Genomic DNA, 21,517 nt, shown 5'->3' with positions numbered 1-21,517 from the left:
CATACCCCACCCCGCCCCTTCCCGAAACCGGTGGGCTCCGCCCCCGGATCCCCCGTACCGCCGCTCCGCGACGGTGCGCTCAAACGCCGCGCGGCTGGGTAGGCCCCCGGCCCCGCCGCTGCGCGACGGGCTTTCGGGGCTCCGCCCCGGACCCCGCGCCTCAAGCGCCGGCGAGGCTGGGTGTGCCGGGCGCAGCCCAGGCCCGCACCGCCGCTCCGCGACGGTCGCCTCAAGCGCCGGCGGGGCTGGGTTGGCCCCCGTACCGCTGCCGAGCGGCGGGACGGCGGGGCAGCCAGCAGGCGCGGGGCCGGTCAGGTGGCGGGGGAGGGGGTCAGTTGGTCGGCTAGCCAGGTGGGGATGCCGCCCAGGAGGCGAAAGAGGCGGGTGGCTTCGGCGCGGAGGCGGGTGGCCTCCGGCTCGGGTTCGGCTTCGGCGAGGGCGGCCAGCGCCGGGGCCGTGCCGACCAGGAAGCCCAGCTCCTCCCGGATCCGCAGGGACTCCGAGAAGCCCTGCCGGGCCTCCGCCAGCTCGCCGTCCCGCAGCGCCAGACCGGCCAGGTGCCGCCACGTGAAGGACAGCAGCAGCGTGTCGCCCTGCGCCAGGGCCCCCGCATGGGCCCGCCGGTACGCCGGCTTCGCGGACTGCGGCGAGTCCGCCAGGTGCTCGGCCACCAGCCCCCGCCGGAAGTCCAGCAGCGGCCGGGTCCGGGAGCCCGGCGCCAGCAGGGCCGCGGCCCGGCCCAGCGCGGAGCGGGCCTCGTCGGCCCGGTCCCGTACGCCCAGGACCGTGGCCGCGTACGCCAGCTGCCCGCGCTCACAGGCCGCGGCGCCCCGCTCGTCGTCCTCCCGGGCCACCGCCTCGGCGTGCCGCAGCGCCTCCTCGGCCTCCGCCCAGCCCTGCCCGGTGAACAGGCACCGCTCCACCAGCAGGGCCGTGCGCTGCACCGCGGGGCCCGGGGCCCCGGCGTGCGGCGTCAGCAGCTCCGCCGCATCCGACCAACAGCCGCGGGAGCGCAGCCGCCATATCGCCCGCTGGAGGGGGTCCTCGCCCCACGCCGTACCGGCACTCGACATGGCGGTGTCCGCCACATTGCCCTCCCCAAAGCGCGCGTCATCGAGCCTTGGGGCGAATCCCAGCACACACCTGAGGGCTGGGCCAAGGGGTCAGGTGAACGGTTTCACAAACCATCCGTCGTGTTTTCGCCTGAGGACCCCGCGCCCGCCGCCACCCCCGGTGGCGTTCCGTCAGCTCATCCGCAGGGCGAGGAAGAAATCGAGCTTGTCCTCCAGCCGCGAGAGGTCACGCGCCGTCAACTGCTCGATCCTGCCGACCCGGTAGCGCAGCGTGTTGACGTGCAGGTGCAGCCGGGTCGCGCAGCGGGTCCAGGAGCCGTCGCAGTCGAGGAAGGCCTCGAGCGTCGGGATGAGCTCCGCGCGGTGGCGCCGGTCGTAGTCCCGCAGCGGGTCCAGCAGCCGGGCCGTGAAGGCGCGCCGGACGTCGTCCGGGACGAACGGCAGCAGCAGGACGTGCGAGGCCAGCTCGTGGTGGCCGGCGGCGCAGACCCGGCCCGGCCGGGCCGCGGCCACCCGGCGGGCGTGCCGGGCCTCCTCCAGCGCCCCGCGCAGCCCCTCGGCCGAGTGCACCGCCGCGCTGACGCCCAGGGTGAGCCGCCCGTCGTCGGCCAGGCCGGCCGCCAGCGGCTCGCGCACCGACGCCAGCAGGGCGTCGGCGTGCAGGGCCTTGTCGGGCTCGCCCTCGCCCGCCAGCGCCGGCAGCGGCACCAGCGCGATGGCCTCGTCGCCCGCATGGGCGACCGCGATCCGGTCGGAGGGCTCGGGCCCGGAGACACCCGGGTCGACCAGGATCTCCTCCAGCAGCGACTGGGCCACCGGGCCGCCGGGGATGTCCCCGCCGTCCCAGTCCACCCGGGCCACCACGACCTGCCAGTGCGGGGCCGCGCCGAGCCCCGGCAGCAGCACCGGGGCGGCCACCCGCAGGCGGGCCGCGATCTCGGCCGGCGCGGCGCCGGTCTGCACCAGCTCCAGCACTTCCTGGGCGAGCCGGCGGCGCACCGTGCGGGCGGCGTCCCGCCGGTCCCGCTCGACCGCGATCAGCTGGGTGACGCCCTGGAGCAGGTCCAGCCGCTCGGCCGGCCAGTCGCCGGCGTCGGCCTCGACCGCCAGCAGCCAGTCCGACAGCACGCTCTCGCGGACGTCCCGGGCACCCGCGGCCCCGGCCCGGCCCGCTCCCCTGATCGGGAAGAGGGAGTAGGTAATACCCTGGATGGAGATCCGGTGCGGGCCCCGGCGACCTGTCCGGACGGCCGCCAGATGCTCGCTCGCCAGCGCCGCGCACACGCCCGGCGGGAGCGGCTCTCCGGCCCCGGCGATCTGCCGGCCCGTGGGGGAGAGCACCCACGCGCGCAGATCGAGGTCGGTGGTGAGCAGATCGAGCACCACGTCCGGTCCGCCACCGGCGGGACCCGACGTCATCAGCCTCCGGTGCCGGTCGACCACGGCCGCGAGGTCTCCGGCGCGCTCTCCGGACACCTGCCGGACCACGTATTCCGTGATCGTGGCGAATGCAACGTCCTCGTTCACCGCGAACAGCGGCAGGCGGTTGCGCAGACAGGCCGAAACGAGGTCTTCCGGGATGCCCCCGATCTCCGCCTCGCCCGCCGCGAGGCCCGCGACACCGGCGCTCGCAAGGATTCGTACGAAAGGCTCGGAGTCGGCTGAATTTCGACGCCACGCGAGCCCTGTCAGCACCAATTCTCCGCCAGAGAGGTATCGGCTCGGGTCCCTCAGATCCGTGGTCATCACGCCACGGACGGTCCGGTCCAGCTCTTCCTCGCCGCCGAGCAGCCGCAGGCCCAGCGCCTCGGTTTCCAGCAGTGCGCGCAGCCGCATGGGGTCGCCGCCGATCTGTCTCGATGTTGCCGTTGGGAATCGGCGAGGTCAGCGCGACTCGCCTTTCATACGAATCTACAAGACGAAGGAGGCAGCCAGCCAACTGCTTCATGGTTTCGGTGACTGCACCCGAGGGATGCGCGGCTTGTGTACTGACTCCACACCGCGTTAACAGCACGTGAACGACCAGTCGAGGGACTTTGGCCCTCCTGGCTTGAAGTGAACGACCCGATTAAGAAGAAGAGAGCCGCACATGGACTTCCTTCGCCCCGCCAGCTGGGAGGAGGCGCTCGCCGCTAAGGCCGAGTACCCCACAGCTGTGCCGATCGCGGGTGGCACCGACATCATGGTCGAGATCAACTTCGACCACCGCCGTCCGGAGTACCTCCTCGACCTCAACCGCATCGAGCTGCTGCGGGAGTGGGAGGTAGGCGAGGAGGTCACCAAGCTGGGCGCCTCCGTCCCGTACACCCAGATCATGGAGAACCTGCGCAGCACGCTGCCGGGGCTCGCGCTCGCCTCGCACACGGTCGCGTCCCCGCAGATCCGCAACCGCGGCGGCGTCGGCGGCAACCTCGGTTGCGCCTCGCCCGCCGGCGACTCCCACCCCGCGCTGCTCGCCGCCGACTGCCATGTCGAGGTCGAGTCGGTACGTGGTTCGCGCCTGATCCCGATCGACGAGTTCTACACCGGCGTCAAGCGCAACGCGCTCGCCGCCGACGAGCTCATCAAGACGGTGCACATCAAGAACGCCACCGGTCCGCAGCAGTACTCCAAGGTCGGCACCCGCAACGCGATGGTCATCGCGGTCTGCGGCTTCGGCCTGGCGGTGCACAGCGACACCCGCACCGTGCGTACGGGCATCGCCTCGGCAGCCCCGACCCCGATCCGGGCCAAGGCCGCCGAGGAGTTCCTGAACGCCGCGCTCGAAGAGGGCGGTTTCTGGGACAACGGCAAGGTCATCACCCCGTCGATCGCCAAGCAGTTCGGTGAGCTCGCCTCCGCCGCGTGCAACCCGATCGACGACGTCCGTGGCACGGCGAAGTACCGCCGGCACGCGGTCGGCATCCTTGCTCGCCGTCAGCTCGTCTGGACGTGGGAGCAGTACCGCGGCACGAACGGCCGCTCGCTTGAAGGGGCTGCGTAACCATGCGCGTCAATTTCACTGTCAACGGTCGCCCGCAGGAAGCCGACGACGTCTGGGAGGGCGAGTCGCTCCTCTACGTCCTGCGTGAGCGCCTGGGCCTGCCCGGTTCGAAGAACGCGTGCGAGCAGGGCGAGTGCGGTTCCTGCACCGTCCGCCTCGACGGCGTACCCGTCTGTTCCTGCCTGGTCGCGGCCGGTCAGGTCGAGGGCCGCGACGTCGTGACCGTCGAGGGCCTGGCCGACTTCGCCAAGCAGCGCGAGTCGCACGGCCACGCCTGCGGCACCGGCGCCTGCGGCGGCGGTGCGGGCGTGTCCACGGACGAGGCCAAGCAGTGGTCCGCCAAGGGCACCGACTCCCAGACCGGCGAGGGCGTCGAGCTCTCCAACATCCAGCAGGCGTTCATCGACGCCGGCGCCGTGCAGTGCGGTTTCTGCACCCCGGGTCTGCTGGTCCAGGCGGACGCGCTGCTGGAGGAGAACTCCTCCCCGTCCGACCAGGACATCCGTGAGGCCCTGTCCGGCAACCTCTGCCGCTGCACGGGCTACGAGAAGATCCTCGACGCGGTCCGCCTGGCGGCCGCCCGTCAGTCTGAGGCGGTCTGACCATGGCCAACACCCGTACGACGCCCGCCGGTACGCCGACGAACGTCACGCAGAAGCACAACAAGGGCGGCATCGGCGAGTCCACGCTCCGCCCGGACGGCACCCTCAAGGTCACCGGTGAGTTCGCCTACTCCTCGGACATGTGGCACGAGGACATGCTGTGGGGCCAGACCCTGCGCAGCACCGTCGCGCACGCCGAGATCGCGTCCATCGACATCTCCGAGGCGCTGGCCATGCCCGGCGTCTACTCGGTGCTGACGTACGACGACCTGCCGGCCGAGATGAAGAACTACGGCCTGGAGATCCAGGACACCCCGGTCCTGGCCAACGGCCGGGTACGGCACCACGGTGAGCCGGTCGCCCTGGTGGCAGCCGACCACCCGGAGACCGCCCGCCGCGCGGCCGCCAAGATCAAGATCGACTACCGGGAGCTGCCGCTCGTCACGGACGAGGCCTCCGCCCTCGCCCCCGACGCGCCGCTGATCCACGAGGGCCGCGACGACCACCACTCCGGTCACGTCCCGCACCCGAACATCGTGCACCGCCAGCCGATCATCCGCGGCAACGTGGAAGAGGCCCGCAAGCGCGCCGACGTGATCGTCGAGGGCGAGTACACCTTCGGCATGCAGGACCAGGCCTTCCTCGGCCCGGAGTCCGGCCTCGCGGTGCCCTCCGAGGACGGCGGCGTCGACCTCTACGTCGCCACCCAGTGGCTGCACTCGGACCTCCAGCAGATCGCCCCGGTCCTGGGCCTGCCGCCGGAGAAGGTGCGCATGACGCTCTCCGGCGTCGGCGGTGCCTTCGGTGGCCGCGAGGACATCTCGATGCAGATCCACGCCTGCCTGCTGGCCCTCGCGACCAACAAGCCGGTCAAGATCGTCTACAACCGCTTCGAGTCCTTCTTCGGCCACGTGCACCGCCACCCGGCGAAGCTCTGGTACGAGCACGGCGCCACCAAGGACGGCAAGATCACGCACATGAAGTGCAAGATCGTGCTGGACGGCGGCGCCTACGCCTCGGCCTCCCCGGCCGTGGTCGGCAACGCCTCCTCCCTCTCCGTCGGCCCGTACGTCATCGACGACGTCGACATCGAGGCGATCGCGCTCTACACGAACAACCCGCCCTGCGGCGCGATGCGCGGCTTCGGCGCCGTCCAGGCCTGCTTCGCGTACGAGGCCCAGATGGACAAGCTCGCGGCGAAGCTGGGCATGGACCCGGTCGAGTTCCGCCAGCTCAACGCCATGGAGATGGGCACGATCATGCCCACCGGCCAGGTCGTGGACTCCCCGGCCCCGGTCGCCGAGCTGCTGCGTCGGGTCAAGGCCCGCCCGCTGCCGCCGGAGCGCCAGTGGGAGACGGCCGGCGAGGGCGCGGACGTCCGCGCGCTGCCCGGCGGTCTGTCGAACACCACCCACGGCGAGGGCGTCGTCCGCGGCGTCGGCTACGCGGTCGGCATCAAGAACGTCGGCTTCTCCGAGGGCTTCGACGACTACTCCACCGCCCGGGTGCGCCTGGAGGTCATCAACGGCGAGCCGGTCGCGATGGTCCACACGGCCATGGCGGAGGTCGGCCAGGGCGGCGTCACCGTGCACGCCCAGATCGCCCGTACCGAGCTCGGCGTCACGCAGGTCACCATCCACCCGGCCGACACCCAGGTCGGCTCCGCCGGTTCCACGTCCGCCTCCCGGCAGACGTACATGACCGGTGGCGCGGTGAAGAACACCTGTGAGGCCGTCCGCGAGGCGCTGCTGGAGATCGGCCGCCGCAAGAACGGCTCCTACCACCCGGCCTGGGCCCACGCCGAGCTCCTGCTGGAGGGCGGCAAGGTCGTCACCGACGCCGGCGAGGTCCTCGCGGACATCGCCGACATCCTCGAGGACGAGGCCATCGACCTCGAGCTCGAGTTCCGCCACCGTCCGACGGTCGCCTTCGACCTGAAGACCGGCCAGGGCGACGGCCACGTCCAGTACACCTTCGCCGCGCACCGCGCGGTGGTCGAGGTGGACACCGAGCTCGGCCTCGTCAAGGTCGTCGAGCTGGCCACCGCCCAGGACGTCGGCAAGGCGCTGAACATGCTCTCCGTGGTCGGCCAGATCCAGGGTGGTACCACCCAGGGCCTCGGCGTGGCGGTCATGGAGGAGATCATCGTGGACCCGAAGACCGCGAAGGTGCGCAACCCCTCCTTCACGGACTACCTGATCCCGACCATCCTCGACACCCCGACCATCCCGGTCGACGTCCTGGAGCTCGCCGACCCGAACGCCCCGTACGGCCTGCGCGGCCTGGGCGAGGCGCCCACCCTGTCGTCCACCCCGGCCGTCCTCGCGGCGATCCGGGCGGCGACCGGCCTGGAGCTCAACAAGACGCCGATCCGTCCCGAGGCCCTCACCGGCACCCTCTAGGACGGCGTCCTCCGGGGGCCGAAAGGCCCCCGGACCCCGGGACCGCGAGGTCCCGGCCCCAGACTCTCCGGACGGTGTGCACGGGAACGTCACACTTCACGGCACACCGTCCGGAGTACGAAGTACCGCACCGCTCGCGGTCCGCTCCACCCCCCGCAGTAACCCGCAGTACCGCAGTACACAGCAGAGCCCGCAGTACCCCAGCAGTAACACAGCTCGGGCCGTCACCCCGGGTCGTGCAGCCAAACGCAGGTCCCAAATCCCGCACTTTCCAATCCCCATCGCGGGTGCCCCTTTGAACCTTGGGAGTTAGGCACCATGACCCAGTCGTCAGTGGAGCCCAAGACCACCGCGGAAGACGCCGGTTCCGGCGCTCTGAACCCCGCGGGTCGGTCCTGGCTCGACCGGTACTTTCACATCACCCACAGAGGATCCACCGTCTCGCGCGAAGTGCGCGGCGGCATCACCACCTTCATGGCGATGGCGTACATCCTCCTGCTCAACCCGCTGATCCTCTCGGGCAAGGACGTCGCCGGCGACACCATGTCCCAGAAGGCGCTGATCACGGCCACGGCCTTCGCCGCCGCCGTCACCACCCTCCTGATGGGCTTCATCGGCAAGGTCCCGCTGGTCCTCGCCGCCGGCCTCTCCGTCTCCGGCGTGATCTCCTCGCAGGTCGCCCCCGAGATGACCTGGCCGCAGGCCATGGGCATGTGCGTGATGTACGGCGTCGTGATCATGCTCCTGGTCGTCACCGGCCTCCGCGAGATGATCATGAACGCGATCCCGCTCGCGCTCAAGCACGCGATCACCATGGGCATCGGCATGTTCGTCGCCCTGATCGGCCTCTTCAAGGCCGGCTTCGTCGGCCGCGGCCCGGAGTTCGGCCCGCCCGTCACCCTCGGCCCGACCGGTGAACTCGCCGGCTGGCCCGTCCTGATCTTCTGCGTGACCCTGCTCGCCATCTTCGCGCTGCAGGCGCGCAAGGTGCCCGGCGCGATCCTGATCGGCATCGTCGGCGGCACCGTCCTCGCGGCCATCCTCAACGCCGTCGCCGACATCGACCCCAAGGCCTGGAAGAACGGCCCGCCGGAGCTCTCCGGCTCCGCGGTCTCGATGCCCGACTTCTCGCTCTTCGGCAAGGTCGAGTTCGGCGGCTGGGGCGACGTCGGCGTGATGACGGTCGGCATGATCGTCTTCACCCTGGTGCTGGCCGGCTTCTTCGACGCGATGGCCACCATCATCGGCGTCGGTACCGAGGCCAAGCTGGCCGACGACAAGGGCCGCATGCCGGGCCTGTCCAAGGCCCTGTTCATCGACGGTGCCGGCGGTGCCATCGGCGGTATCGCCGGCGGCTCCGGCCAGACCGTCTTCGTCGAGTCCGCCACCGGCGTCGGCGAGGGTGCCCGTACCGGTCTCGCCTCGGTCGTCTCCGGCCTCTTCTTCGCCGCCTGCCTCTTCTTCACCCCGATCACGCAGATCGTCCCGGGTGAGGTCGCCTCGGCCGCCCTGGTGGTCATCGGCGCGATGATGATGCAGAACGCCCGCCACGTGGACTGGGCCGACAGCGCCACCAGCATCCCGGTCTTCCTCACCGTCGTGCTGATGCCGTTCACGTACTCGATCACCGCGGGTGTCGCCGCCGGCGTCATCTCGTACGTGGTCATCAAGCTCGCCCAGGGCAAGGCCCGCGAGATCGGCGGCTTCATGTGGGGCCTGACGGCGATCTTCGTGGTCTTCTACGCCCTGCACCCCATCGAGGGATGGCTCGGCGTCCACTGATCCGGACCTGCTGAGAACCCTCCACGCATCCGATACTGGAAACCGAACCGCGCCGGGAGGCCGACATGCTGGACATCGCCGAAGAGCTGGCCCGGTGGGCCCGGCAGGGACGCGATTTCGCCGTGGCCACCGTGGTGGCCGTCGGCGGCAGCGCCCCCCGGCAACCCGGTGCCGCCCTCGCCGTCGACAGCGACGGCACGGCGATCGGCTCGGTCTCCGGCGGATGCGTGGAGGGTGCCGTCTACGAGCTGTGCCAGCAGGCGCTGGAGGACGGCGAGACCGTCCAGGAGCGCTTCGGCTACAGCGATGACGACGCCTTCGCCGTGGGTCTGACCTGCGGCGGCATCATCGACATCCTGGTCACCCCGGTCCGCGTGGGCTCCCCGCAGCGGGCCGTGTTCGAGGCGGCCCTGGCCGCCGCCGCCCAGGGCGAGGCCGCGGCCGTCGCCCGGGTCGCCGACGGCCCCGCCGAGCTGATGGGGCGGGCCGTGCTGGTCCGCGCCGACGGCTCCTGGGAGGGCGGCCTCGGCGGCCACCCCGAGCTGGACCGCACCGTCGCCGAGGAGGCCCGCGCCATGCTCGACGCCGGCCGGACCGGCGTCCTGGAGATGGGCGCCGACGGGCGCCTGTGCGGCAGCCCCCTGAAACTGCTGGTCGAGTCCAGCGTGCCGGCCCCCCGGATGATCGTCTTCGGGGCCATCGACTTCGCCTCCGCGCTGGTGCGGATCGGCAAGTTCCTCGGCTACCGGGTCACCGTGTGCGACGCCCGGCCCGTCTTCGCGACCAAGACCCGCTTCCCCGAGGCCGACGAGATCGTGGTCGACTGGCCGCACCGCTACCTCGCCTCGACCGAGGTCGACGCGCGGACCGTGCTGTGCGTGCTGACCCACGACGCCAAGTTCGACGTGCCGCTGCTGGAGCTGGCCCTCAAGATGCCGGTCGCCTACGTCGGCGCGATGGGCTCCCGCCGCACCCACGAGGACCGCAACAAGCGGCTGCGCGAGGTCGGCGTCACCGAGCTGGAGCTGGCCCGGCTGCGCTCCCCGATAGGCCTGGACCTCGGCGCCCGCTCCCCGGAGGAGACGGCCCTGTCCATCGCCGCCGAGATCGTCGCCAACCGCCGCGGCGGCAGCGGCGCCGCCCTGACCGGCGCCCAGACCCCGATCCACAAGAACGGCGCCGAGAAAGTGATCGGCCGGATCGGGTCGGTGGCCTGAGGGCCGGACCCCGCCACTCGTACGTACGCGCAAGGGTGCAACCCACACGGGTTGTGCCCTTGGGCCGTTAGGGCAAGGTTGCTTGACCCGTGGGGGGCGGCTCGGTCAGCGTCGGGCCGTGAGTCCCCGACACCCCGCCCTCGCCCTGGCCGCCCTCGCCTTCGCCGCGGTGCTCGCGCAGGGCCCCGGGGTCCTCGCGCAGAGCCCGGGGGCACCCGTGCCCGCGGCCGCCGAGACCCCGCTCTACACCCCCGCCGCCAACCCCGGCGCCGCCGCGCAGGCCCGGCAGCTCTCCGCGGCCGGGCGCTCCCGCGAGGCCGCCGCCATCACCGCCATGGCCGGCACCCCGCACGCCGTGTGGCTGGGGGACCAGACCCCCGCCCGGGCCGAGTCCGAGGCCCGGGCCACCACCCTGGACGCCTTCCGGCGCGGCGCGCTGCCCGTGCTGGTGCTGTACAACGTCCCCGGCCGGGACTGCTCCCAGTACTCCGCCGGCGGGGCCAGCGGCAGCGCGGCCTACCGCTCCTGGATCGACGCGGTGGCCCGCGGGATCGACGACCACCGGGCGCTGGTCGTCCTGGAGCCCGACTCGCTGGCGCTGCTGCCGCGCGAGTGCGCCAGCGGGGCGGACGCCCTCGGCCGGACCCGGACCGCCGCCCGCTACTCCGAGATCGACTACGCGGTACGGGCCCTGGAGGCCAAGCCGGCCACCGACGTGTACCTGGACACCGGCCACGCCACCTGGCACACCGTCAACGACATCGTGCCCCGGCTGCGGCAGGCCGGCATCGCCCGGGCCACCGGCTTCGCGGTCAACATCTCCAACTACAACACCGACGACGCCAACGGCTGGTTCGCCCACCTCGTCTCCGCCTGCCTGCTCTACACCGAGCGCGGCGGCGACAGCGCCGACTGCCCCGACCAGTGGCGCCCGCGCAACGAGGCCCGCGCCTGGCTCACCGCCCACGTCGGCACCCCCGACCCGGCGGTGATGAAGCACTTCATCACCGACACCAGCCGCAACGGCCGGGGCCCCTGGAAGGCCCCGGCCGGCCGGTACGCCGACCCGCAGGAGTGGTGCAACCCGCCCGGCCGGGGCCTGGGGGCCCGCCCCAGCACCGCCACCGGGGACCCGCTGCACGACGCCAGGCTGTGGATCAAGACCCCCGGCGAGTCGGACGGGGCCTGCCTGCGCGGCACCCCCGGGCCCCGGGACCCCGAGCGGGGGACCGTGGACCCGGGCGCCGGCGGCTGGTTCGCCGACCAGGCCCTGGAACTCGTACGGCTGGCGAACCCGGCCCTCGTGAGGTGAGCTACCCCGCGGCCCGGGCCGGCCGGAGCACCGGGATGCCGAAGGAGGGGCTGCCCGGCCGGGGCGCCGGGGCCGCCGGGAGGCCGGCGACGGCGGCCGCCGTCCCGGCGGGGACGTGGGAGAGCCGGTCCGCCGGGTAGCGGGCGGTCTCGCGGTGCCAGTGCAGCACCGCCGCCATCCAGTCCTCCAGCTCCCGCACGTACCCGTCCGCCGCCGCGCGGGCCGCCGGGTCCAGGCCGTGGTCGTCGTAGAGCACCGGCAGGTGGTGGTCGCGGATGTGCACGAACTCCTCGGCCCGCCGCTGCATCAGGTCGGCGACGATCCGGAAGGCGGCCGGGTAGTCGATGCCGAAGAAGTGCTGGGCCACCAGGACGTGGTTGTGCAGCTCGCCCTCGAACTCGACCTCCTTCTGGTACGAGAAGAGGTCGTTGACGATGCAGCCGACGTCCATCGCGGCGTTCTCCAGGGAGCGCACCACCCCGGCCCGCCGGACCTCCTCGGGCATGCCCTTGCCCTCTTGGCCGAGCCGGGCCATGAACATCGTCAGGTCGCTGCCGAAGGTGCGCCGCCGCATCTCCGCGTAGTCCACCGGGTCGGGGACGCGGTTGACGGTGACGTTGTCCGCCTCCCACACCCAGCTCTCCAGCATGTCGAGCAGTGCGGTGCGGAACTCCTCGCGGACGGGTGTGTCCAGGTCCCGCACCGACCGGGCCCACAGCTCCCGGAGGCTGCGCTCCAGGACGATCGCCGGCTCAGGAGCCAGCTCCGGGTGGACCGGGACCATGGCGGCCAGCCGGTCCACCGCGTGCCGGGCGCCGGCGGGGGACCGGCCCGCGCCGAAGACCCGCGGGAAGTAGTCGTCCGCGTACGTGCCCCAGGCCAGCCACTGCGCGGCGAGGGCCAGCCGCCCGGCGTCGGCGTCCGGGTCGATGCCCGCGGCGCAGAGCGCGAAGTCGAAGCCGGCCGCCTTCTCCTCGGTCCACACGTCCGAGCCGGGGTCGCCCGGCTGCGGCTCCAGCATCCCCGACTCCCGGCACCAGTCGAGGAGTTCGGTCCGGACCCGGTCGAGGTGCGGGTTGAGCGTCAGGGCGAACGGCAGCCCGACATCGGGCAGCAGGGAGGGCCCGACCGGGGTGAAGGGGACGTGCGAGAAGCTGCGCCGGCGCAACTCGGCCGCCCGGGGCGCGAAGAGGGAGCGTACGTCCACGGTGGCGGTGCCGGGGCCGGCGGGCAGGAAGGGCAGCGTCACCGACTCGGTCGGCCGGGCGTGCGCGTTCATGTAGCGGCTGGAGACCATGTGCCACTCGTGGCCGCCGGACTGCCAGTCCTGGAGGCCCTTGGCGTACCCGCCGACGGCCGCGAGTTCGGCCGGGCCGAGGCCGTGGGTCAGGGCCAGGGCGGGCACCTCGGTCAGCGCGGTGTGCTCGAACTGGTGCAGCCGGGAGGTCAGCAGGTCGTTGGAGAGCTCCGCCGCCTCCTGGGTGGAGCAGCCCAGGAACGTCTCCAACACCAGTACGGCGTTGGAGAGTTCACCCTCGTCCTCGACCTCGCGCTGGTAGGAGAAGAGGTCGTTGCGCAGATGCACCGCGTCCGCGAAGGAGTCGCGCAGCACCTTGAGCGGGCGGGACCGGGCCACCCGGGCCGGCACCTCGGCGGTGGCGTACTCGACCAGTCCCGCGGACCAGGGCGCGCCGCCGACCTTGCGGCGCATCTCGATGTACTCCAGCGGGTTGGACACCCGGCCGACGTCGATGTTGCGCAGCTCCCACATCGACTCGTCGAGGAGGTTGCGGGTGCTCTCCGAGAACCGGGCCCGCCAGTCCGCCGACATGGCGGGGACGGTCCGCAGCCACAGGTCCCGCAGCCCCGCCTCGACCGGGCCGGTCGGCTCGGGGAAGCCCTCGGCCAGGTCCATCGGCATGAAGGCGGCCAGAGCGTCGAGGTAGGCCCGGGCGCCCTCGCGGTCCTGGGTGCGCTTGAACACCTCGAGGAAGTGGTCGTCGAAGAAGAAGACCCACACGTACCAGTCGGTGATCAGCGACAGGACGTCGGCGTCGCAGTCGGGGTGGGTGTACGAGCAGAGCAGGGCGTAGTCGTGGGAGTCGAGGTCGTGCTCGTCCCAGACCCCGGAGCCCTCCAGCATCCCGAACTCCCGGGCCCACGCCTTGGTGTGTCTCCTCGCCTCCTCCAGATGGGGGTTGAGTCGCGCCGGATGGGGGACGTAGAAATCCGGCAGTTGGAACGGCTGCGTCACCGGGCCCTGGCCTTTCTCGTGGAAGTGCGCGGGACCGGTTCGTCCGGTCCCGCGCACGAGATCAGCGGTGCCCTACCCGTGACCGGCGCCGCCCATGGGGCGGTTCACCGCATCAGGTGACAGTCGTACCTTTTCCCGGGCGCGGAGCGCGGATCCGGGATAGAGGAGTGCGCCCGGGGTGCCGCCTACTCCTCGCCCTCGAGGTCGCCCTCGGTCTCCAGGAAGACCTGCCGGAGCTGCTCGATCACCTGCGGGTCCGGCTTCTCCCACATGCCGCGCGACTCGGCCTCCAGCAGGCGCTCCGCGATGCCGTGCAGGGCCCACGGGTTGGCCTCCTGGAGGAAGGCGCGGTTCTCCGGGTCCAGCACGTACGTCTCGGTGAGCTTGTCGTACATCCAGTCGGCGACCACGCCGGTGGTGGCGTCGTAGCCGAACAGGTAGTCCACCGTGGCGGCGAGTTCGAAGGCGCCCTTGTAGCCGTGGCGGCGCATCGCCTCGATCCACTTCGGGTTGACCACCCGGGCCCGGAAGACCCGGGAGGTCTCCTCCACCAGCGTGCGGGTGCGGACCGTCTCGGGCCGCGTCGAGTCGCCGATGTACGCCTCGGGGGCGGTGCCGCGCAGCGCCCGCACGGTCGCCACCATGCCGCCGTGGTACTGGAAGTAGTCGTCCGAGTCGGCGATGTCGTGCTCGCGGGTGTCGGTGTTCTTCGCGGCCACCGTGATCCGCTTGTACGCCGACTCCATCTCGGCCCGCGCCGGCCGGCCGTTCAGCTCGTGGCCGTACGCGTACCCGCCCCAGACCGTGTAGACCTCGGCCAGGTCCGCGTCGGTGCGCCAGTCCCGGCTGTCGATCAGCTGGAGGATGCCCGCGCCGTAGGTGCCCGGCCGGGAGCCGAAGATACGGGTGGTGGCCCGGCGCTCGTCGCCGTGCTCGGCCAGGTCCGCCTGGGCGTGCGCCCGGACGTAGTTGTCCTCGGCGGCCTCCTCCAGCGAGGCGGCCAGCCGGACCGCGTCGTCCAGCAGCCCGATCACGTGCGGGAAGGCGTCCCGGAAGAAGCCCGAGATGCGCAGGGTCACGTCGATGCGGGGCCGGCCCAACTCCGCCGGCGGGATCGGCTCCAGGCCGGTCACCCGGCGGGAGGCCTCGTCCCACACCGGCCGGACGCCCAGCAGCGCCATCGCCTCGGCGACGTCGTCGCCCGCGGTGCGCATCGCGCTGGTGCCCCACAGCGACAGGCCCACCGAGGCCGGCCACTCGCCGTTGTCGGTGCGGTAGCGCTCCAGCAGCGAGTCGGCCAGCGCCTGACCGGTCTCCCAGGCCAGCCGCGAGGGCACGGCCTTGGGGTCCACCGAGTAGAAGTTGCGGCCGGTCGGCAGGACGTTGACCAGGCCGCGCAGCGGCGAGCCGGAGGGGCCCGCCGGCACGAAGCCGCCGTTCAACGCGTGCACCGCGTGGGCCAGTTCGTCGGTGGTCGCGGCCAGCCGCGGCACCACCTCGCGGGCCGCGAAGTGCAGGACGTCCGCGACCGCGGCCGAGTGGCCCGCGGCCACCGCGGCCACCGCCGCCGGGTCCCAGTCCGCCGCCTCCATGGCCTCGACCAGCGCCCGGGCCTGCTCCTCGGCCTCGTCGGCGGAGGTGCGGGTGGCCTTGGACTCGTCCAGGCCCAGCGCCTCGCGCAGACCCGGCAGGGCGGTGGTACCGCCCCAGATCTGCCGGGCGCGCAGGATCGCCAGCACGAGGTTGACCCGCTCGGGGCCGGTGGGCGCGCCGCCCAGGACGTGCAGTCCGTCACGGATCTGCGCGTCCTTGACCTCGCACAGCCAGCCGTCGACGTGCAGCAGGAAGTCGTCGAAGCCGTCGTCGTCCGGACGCTCGGCCAGGCCCAGGTCGTGGTCCAGCTTCGCGGCCTGGATCAGGGTCCAGATCTGCGCTCGGATGGCCGGCAGCTTGGCCGGGTCCATCGAGGAGATCTGGGCGTACTCGTCCAGGTGCTGCTCGAGCCGGGCGATGTCGCCGTAGGAGTCGGCCCGCGCCATCGGCGGCACCAGGTGGTCGACCAGCGTGGCGTGCACCCGGCGCTTGGCCTGGGTGCCCTCGCCCGGGTCGTTGACCAGGAACGGGTAGACCAGCGGCAGGTCGCCGAGGGCCGCGTCGGGCGCGCAGGCCGCGGAGAGACCGGCGTTCTTGCCCGGCAGCCACTCCAGGTTGCCGTGCTTGCCCAGATGGACCATCGCGTCGGCGCCGAAGCCGCCGTCCTCGGCCGCGGCCTGGATCCAGCGGTACGCCGCCAGGTAGTGGTGCGAGGGCGGCAGGTCCGGGTCGTGGTAGATCGCGATCGGGTTCTCGCCGAAGCCGCGCGGCGGCTGGATCAGGATCAGCAGGTTCCCGCGGCGCAGCGCCGCGAGGACGATGTCGCCCTCCGGGTTGTGCGTCCGGTCCAGGAACATCTCGCCGGGCGCAGGGCCCCAGTGCTCCTCGACCTGCTCGCGGAGTTCCGCGGGCAGCTGCGCGTACCACCGCTTGTAGTCGGCGGCGGGGATGCGCACGGGGTTGCGGGCCAGCTGCTCCTCGGTCAGCCAGTCCTGGTCGTGGCCGCCGGCCTCGATCAGGGCGCGGATCAGCTCGTCGCCGTCGCCGGAGACCAGGCCGGGGATCTCCTCCACCGGACCGAAGTCGTAGCCCTCGGCGCGCAGCCGGCGCAGCAGCGCCACGGCGCTGGCGGGGGTGTCCAGGCCGACGGCGTTGCCGATCCGGGAGTGCTTGGTCGGGTACGCGGAGAGCACCAGCGCCAGGCGCTTGTCGGCGTTCGGGATGTGCCGCAGCCGGGCGTGCCGGACGGCGGTGCCGGCCACCCGGGCGGCCCGCTCGGGGTCGGCGACGTAGGCCGGCAGCCCGTCCTCGTCGATCTCCTTGAAGGAGAACGGCACGGTGATCAGGCGGCCGTCGAATTCCGGCACCGCGACCTGGCTGGCGGCGTCGAGCGGCGACAGGCCCTCGTCGTTCTCCTCCCAGGTGCTGCGCGACCCGGTCAGGCACAGGGCCTGGAGGATCGGGACGTCCAGGGCGGCCAGCGCCCCCGCGTCCCAGGACTCGTCGTCCCCGCCGGCCGAGGCCTCGGCGGGGCGGGTGCCGCCGGCCGCCAGGACGGTGGTGACGATCGCGTCGGCGGCCGCCAGCTCGGCCAGCAGCTCCGGCTCGGGGGCCCGCAGCGAGGCGACGTACAGCGGCAGGGCGTTGGCCCCGGCCTCCTCAAGGGCCGTGCACAGCGCCTCGACGAAGGCGGTGTTGCCGCTCATCTGGTGGGCGCGGTAGTAGAGCACGGCCACCGTCGGACCGCCCTCGACGGGCCGGGCGGTGCGCTCCAGCGGGCCCCAGGACGGCGAGGCGGCGGGCGGCTCGAAGCCGTGGCCGGTCAGCAGGACGGTGTCGGAGAGGAACCGGGCCAGCTGCTCCAGGTTGGCGGGGCCGCCGTGCGCGAGGTAGGCGTGCGCCTCGGCCGCGATGCCGATCGGGACCGTGGAGGCCTCCATCAGCTGGGCGTCCGGGGCCTGTTCGCCGGTCAGGACCACCACCGGCTTGTGCTGCCCGGGCGCCAGCAGCAGGTCCAGGCCCTCCTGCCAGGCCCGCAGGCCGCCGAGCAGGCGTACCACGACCAGCTCCGCCTCGGCGAGGAGCGCGGGGAGGTCGTCCAGCGGGAGCCGGGAGGGGTTGGCGAACCGGTACGGGACCGGGCCGTCGGCGGCACGGGCGCTCAGCAGGTCGGTGTCCGACGTCGACAGCAGCAGGATCATGCGGCGGCTGGCCTTCCTCGGGGTTTCCGCGCCCCGGGCAGTGAAGGTCGGCGGGAGTTCCTGACTCACCCGGTGCTGCGCTGTGCAGGCACCCGGCTCACAGTGGCGGGACCGCGCCGGATTCGCACCGGGCTTCCTCCCATGACGCCGCCTTCGGCGGTGCCGGGCCAGGTGGCCCGACGAAGGGCATCCTATGCGGCCCGGCGGCGGGGCGGGAGGCGGGGTTGTCACAGGTGGCGGGGGCTGGTGGGGGCCCTGGCGGGGGTGGGGCCGGGGGTGCCCGAGGGTGGCGACGGCCACAGGCCGGAGCCCGCCGATCGTGGGTATGCTCGCCGCCATGCCACCGCCCCCCTCCGCCGCGTCCCGGGACGAAACCGTCATCCGGGACGGCGCCGACGCCTGCCCGGGTGCGCTGCGCCTGCACGCGGCGGACGACGGGTACCTCGCCCGGGTCCGGCTGCCGGCCGGCCGGCTGACCGCCCGGCAGGCCGGCCTGCTCGGCCGGGCCGCCGCGCGCCTGGGCGACGGGCACCTCGACCTCACCTCCCGCGGCAACGTCCAGCTGCGCGGGCTCGCCGCGGGCTGCGGCGGCGACCTGGCCGCCCTGCTGGACGAGGCCGGGCTGCTGCCCGCGCCCGGCCACGAGCGGGTGCGCAACATCGTCGCCGGCCCGCTGTCCGGACTCGAGGGCCCCGACCGGCCCGATGTGCAGCCCTGGGCGCGGGAGTTCGACCGGCTGCTGTGCGCGGACGCCCGGGCGGCCGGCCTCTCCGGCCGCTTCCTGTTCGCCTTCGACGACGGCCGCGGGGACGTGGCGGCCCTGGCGCCGGACGTCACCGTGCTCGCCGTGCCCCGCCCCCCGGCCGGGGACGGGGCAGCCGGGCCGGCGGCTGCCGGCGGGGGCCGGGCGCTGGTCCGGCTCGGCGCGGCCGACGAGGCCGCCGAGGTGCCGGCCGCGGCCGCGGCCCGGGCCGCGCTGCTGGCCGCCGGGTACTTCCTCGACGCCGCCGGCGCGGCCGGCACCAAGGCCTGGAGGGTCGCCGAGCTGCCGTCCGAACACGCCCTGGACGCTGTGGAGTTCACGCGCCGGCTGGCTGCGGCCGGCATCCCCGCGACCCGGGTCGCCGGGCCCGCCTGGCCGGTCGGCGCGCCGCCCCGGCCCGGCCAGGTCGGCGCCGGTGACCGGCCCGCACTCTGCGCACTGGTACCGCTGGGCCGGCTCGGTCCGGAGCAGTGGGCCGCCCTGGCCGAGGCCGCGGAGCGGTGCGCCGGTCCGCTGCGCCTCACCCCCTGGCGGAGCGTGGTCCTGCCGGGCGCACCCGACGACGCCGCCGCACTGCTGGCCCGCAGCGGCCTGGTGGTCGCCCCCGGCAGCCCCTGGGAGGCGGTCACCGCCTGCACCGGCCGGCCCGGCTGCGCCAAGTCGCTGGCCGACGTCCGGGCCGACGCGCGGGCCGCCGCCGGCGGGGTGCCCGGCCGGCCGGGCCGGGCCGTGCTGCCCGTGCACTGGTCCGGCTGCGAGCGCCGGTGCGGCCACCCGCGCGGCACCGGCTGGCTGGACGTGGTCGCCACCGCGTCGGGGTACGAGGTCGCCGACCGGACGCCCTGACCGCACCGCCCGCCCCGAGGCCCTTTCAACACCAGTACGCACAGCAGTAGTTCCGTCCACCCGCAGTGAAGAGATGAGCGAGTACACAGTGTTCGAGTACGAGAAGGACGGCGCGGCGATCTACCGCCAGTCCTTTGCCACGATCCGCGCCGAGGCGGACCTCGCGGGGCTGCCCGCCTCGGTCGCCCAGGTCGCGGTGCGCATGATTCACGCCTGCGGGATGACCGACCTCACCAAGGACCTCGGCTACACCGCGGACGTGGTGCTGCGCGGCCGCGCCGCGCTGCACGCCGGCGCGCCGATCCTGTGCGACGTGCAGATGGTCGCCAGCGGCGTGACCCGCAAGCGGCTGCCCGCCGACAACCGGGTCGTGTGCACCCTCTCCGACCCCGACGTCGTCGAGCTGGCCCGCAAGATGGGCACCACCCGCAGCGCCGCCGCGCTCGAACTGTGGCGGGACCAGGGCCTGTTGGAGGGCTCCGTGGTCGCCGTCGGCAACGCCCCGACCGCCCTCTTCCGGCTGCTGGAGATGATCGAGGAGGGCGCCCCGCGCCCGGCCGCGGTGATCGGCGTACCGGTGGGCTTCATCGGCGCCGCCGAGTCCAAGGACGCGCTCGCCGCGCACCCCTCGGGCCTGGACCACCTGATCGTGCGGGGCCGGCGGGGCGGCAGCGCCATCGCCGCCGCCGCGATCAACGCGATCGCGAGCGAGGAAGAATGAGCGACACCCGCACCCCCGGCACCCCGCAGGACACGGCCCCGGCGGCCGGCCGCCTCTACGGCGTCGGACTCGGCCCGGGCGACCCGAACCTGATGACGCTGCGGGCCGTCCAGGTCATCGCCGAGGCGGACGTCATCGCCTACCACAGCGCCCGGCACGGCCGGTCCATCGCCCGCTCCATCGCCGCCGCCCACCTGCGCGCGGACCACGTCGAGGAGCCGCTGGTCTACCCGGTCACCACCGAGACCACCGACCACCCCGGCGGCTACCAGGGCGCGATGGAGGAGTTCTACGCCTCCGCCGCCGCCCGGCTCGCCGTCCACCTGGACGCCGGCCGGACGGTGGCCGTCCTCGCCGAGGGCGACCCGCTCTTCTACGGCTCGTACATGCACATGCACAAGCGGCTGGCCGACCGCTACCGGACCGAGGTGATCCCCGGCGTCACCTCCGTCAGCGCCGCCGCCGCGCGCCTGCAGACGCCGCTGGTGGAGGGCGAGGAGGTCCTCACCATCCTGCCCGGCACGCTGCCGGAGGAGGAACTGACCGCCCGGCTGGCCGCCACCGACTCGGCCGTGGTCATGAAGCTCGGCCGCACCTTCCCCGCGGTCCGCGGCGCCATGGAGCGCTCGGGCCGGCTGGCCGAGGCGCGGTACGTCGAGCGGGCCACCATGCCGGGCGAACGGCTCGGCGAACTGGCCGACACCGACCCGGAGTCGGTGCCGTACTTCGCGGTGGCCGTGGTACCGAGCCGGATCGGCAACCCGGGCTCCGGGCCGGCCGCCGCGGCGGCCGACGCCGGCGAGGTCGTGGTGGTCGGCACCGGGCCCGCCGGGCCGCTGTGGCTCACGCCGGAGTCCAAGCGGGCGCTGGCCGACGCGGAGGTGCTGGTCGGGTACACCACGTACCTGGACCGGGTGCCGCGGCGGCCGGGGCAGGTCCGGCACGGCTCGGACAACAAGGTCGAGTCGGAGCGGGCCGAGTTCGCGCTGGACCTGGCGCGGCGCGGCAAGCGGGTGGCCGTGGTCTCCGGCGGCGACCCGGGCGTCTTCGCGATGGCCACCGCCGTCCTGGAGGTCGCGGCCCAGGACGAGTACCGGGACGTGCCGGTACGGGTGCTGCCCGGGGTCACCGCGGCCAACGCGGCGGCCGCCGCGGCCGGCGCCCCGCTGGGCCACGACTACGCGACGATCTCGCTCTCCGACCGGCTCAAGCCCTGGGAGGTGATCGCGGAACGCCTGCACGCCGCGGCCGCCGCCGACCTGGTGCTCGCCCTGTACAACCCCGGCTCCCGCAGCCGCACCTGGCAGGTCGCCAAGGCCCGGGAACTCCTGCTGGAGCACCGGGCCCCGGACACCCCGGTGGTCATGGCGCGCGACGTGGGCGGCCCCGAGCAGTCCGTCCGCATCGTCCACCTCGCCGACCTCGACCCGACCCAGGTCGACATGCGCACCCTGCTGCTGATCGGCTCCTCCCAGACGCGGGTGGTACGGCGCGGGGACGGGCAGGCTGTCGCGTGGACGCCGCGGAGGTACCCGGAGAAGTAGGCGGGGCGTGGCCCCGGTTCCGGGGCTCCGCCCCGGGCCTCGGGCGCGGGGATTGCCCCGCCGGGGCGGGAGCGTAGCGGGGACGGGGCCCAGGTCTCGGGGCTCCGCCCCGCACCCCGCGCCTCAAACGCCGGCGAGGCTGGATTTGCCGGGGCTACGGCGGGCCTGTCCAGCCTCGCCGGCGATTGAGGCGCGGGGGTCCGGGGGCGGAGCCCACGGTTTCG

13 protein-coding genes and 1 riboswitch are annotated in these 21,517 nt (G+C 73.6%); of the genes, 9 read left to right on the top strand and 4 right to left on the bottom strand.

Annotated features, from left to right (window positions below; translation table 11 throughout):
• Nucleotides 1-311: 311 nt before the first annotated feature.
• Nucleotides 312-1,088 carry a hypothetical protein gene (locus AB0O40_RS33130; RefSeq protein ID WP_365049215.1) on the bottom strand — a complete coding sequence of 259 codons (777 nt, stop codon included), beginning with the start codon at nucleotides 1,086-1,088 and terminating at the stop codon, nucleotides 312-314.
• Nucleotides 1,089-1,244: 156 nt separating this feature from the next.
• Nucleotides 1,245-2,909, bottom strand: a complete 1,665-nt coding sequence (locus tag AB0O40_RS33125) for a PucR family transcriptional regulator ligand-binding domain-containing protein (RefSeq protein WP_365049214.1) — start codon at nucleotides 2,907-2,909, stop codon at nucleotides 1,245-1,247.
• A gap of 253 nt (nucleotides 2,910-3,162) precedes the next feature.
• Here AB0O40_RS33125 and AB0O40_RS33120 point away from each other — a divergent pair, with 253 nt between their 5' ends.
• From AB0O40_RS33120 to AB0O40_RS33095, 6 genes are all read left to right on the top strand, one after another.
• A complete protein-coding gene (locus AB0O40_RS33120) occupies nucleotides 3,163-4,056 on the top strand; it encodes an FAD binding domain-containing protein (protein WP_365049213.1) in 894 nt (297 codons plus the stop codon).
• A gap of 2 nt (nucleotides 4,057-4,058) precedes the next feature.
• A complete protein-coding gene (locus AB0O40_RS33115; protein WP_365049212.1) occupies nucleotides 4,059-4,658 on the top strand; it encodes a (2Fe-2S)-binding protein in 600 nt (199 codons plus the stop codon).
• Between the two features lie 2 nt (nucleotides 4,659-4,660).
• A complete protein-coding gene (gene pucD / locus AB0O40_RS33110; protein WP_365049211.1) occupies nucleotides 4,661-7,060 on the top strand; it encodes a xanthine dehydrogenase subunit D in 2,400 nt (799 codons plus the stop codon).
• Between the two features lie 318 nt (nucleotides 7,061-7,378).
• Complete coding sequence (locus AB0O40_RS33105; RefSeq protein WP_365049210.1) at nucleotides 7,379-8,842, top strand: NCS2 family permease; 1,464 nt, start codon at nucleotides 7,379-7,381, stop codon at nucleotides 8,840-8,842.
• 65 nt (nucleotides 8,843-8,907) lie between these two features.
• Nucleotides 8,908-10,059, top strand: a complete 1,152-nt coding sequence (locus tag AB0O40_RS33100) for an XdhC/CoxI family protein (protein WP_365049209.1) — start codon at nucleotides 8,908-8,910, stop codon at nucleotides 10,057-10,059.
• Between the two features lie 118 nt (nucleotides 10,060-10,177).
• The gene (locus tag AB0O40_RS33095; protein WP_365049208.1) at nucleotides 10,178-11,371 is read left to right on the top strand and encodes a glycoside hydrolase family 6 protein; all 1,194 of its coding nucleotides are present in this window, start codon (nucleotides 10,178-10,180) and stop codon (nucleotides 11,369-11,371) included.
• 1 nt (nucleotide 11,372) lies between these two features.
• Here the strand turns inward: AB0O40_RS33095 and AB0O40_RS33090 are convergent, their stop codons facing one another.
• Nucleotides 11,373-13,625, bottom strand: a complete 2,253-nt coding sequence (locus tag AB0O40_RS33090; RefSeq protein ID WP_365049207.1) for a germacradienol/geosmin synthase — start codon at nucleotides 13,623-13,625, stop codon at nucleotides 11,373-11,375.
• A gap of 185 nt (nucleotides 13,626-13,810) precedes the next feature.
• Nucleotides 13,811-17,419, bottom strand: a complete 3,609-nt coding sequence (cobN, locus tag AB0O40_RS33085; protein ID WP_365049206.1) for a cobaltochelatase subunit CobN — start codon at nucleotides 17,417-17,419, stop codon at nucleotides 13,811-13,813.
• 54 nt (nucleotides 17,420-17,473) lie between these two features.
• Nucleotides 17,474-17,558: riboswitch (cobalamin riboswitch) on the bottom strand.
• Nucleotides 17,559-17,756: 198 nt separating this feature from the next.
• On the opposite strand from cobN, the gene AB0O40_RS33080 reads away from it, so the two are divergent.
• From AB0O40_RS33080 to AB0O40_RS33070, 3 genes are all read left to right on the top strand, one after another.
• Complete coding sequence (locus AB0O40_RS33080) at nucleotides 17,757-19,028, top strand: cobalamin biosynthesis protein CobG (protein ID WP_365049205.1); 1,272 nt, start codon at nucleotides 17,757-17,759, stop codon at nucleotides 19,026-19,028.
• Between the two features lie 73 nt (nucleotides 19,029-19,101).
• Entirely contained in the window at nucleotides 19,102-19,749 is a 648-nt protein-coding gene (locus tag AB0O40_RS33075) for a precorrin-8X methylmutase (protein ID WP_365049204.1), read from the top strand.
• On the top strand, nucleotides 19,746-21,293 hold the full coding sequence (locus AB0O40_RS33070; RefSeq protein WP_365049203.1) for a precorrin-2 C(20)-methyltransferase: 1,548 nt from the start codon (nucleotides 19,746-19,748) through the stop codon (nucleotides 21,291-21,293). The genes AB0O40_RS33075 and AB0O40_RS33070 overlap by 4 nt, the downstream gene beginning before the upstream one ends.
• Nucleotides 21,294-21,517 lie beyond the last annotated feature (224 nt).

The organism is Streptomyces sp. NPDC089919 (assembly GCF_040684615.1).
GTDB lineage: Bacteria > Actinomycetota > Actinomycetes > Streptomycetales > Streptomycetaceae > Streptomyces.
Note: the sequence above shows the minus strand (reverse complement) of the source record. Positions and strands in the feature narration are given on the sequence as shown.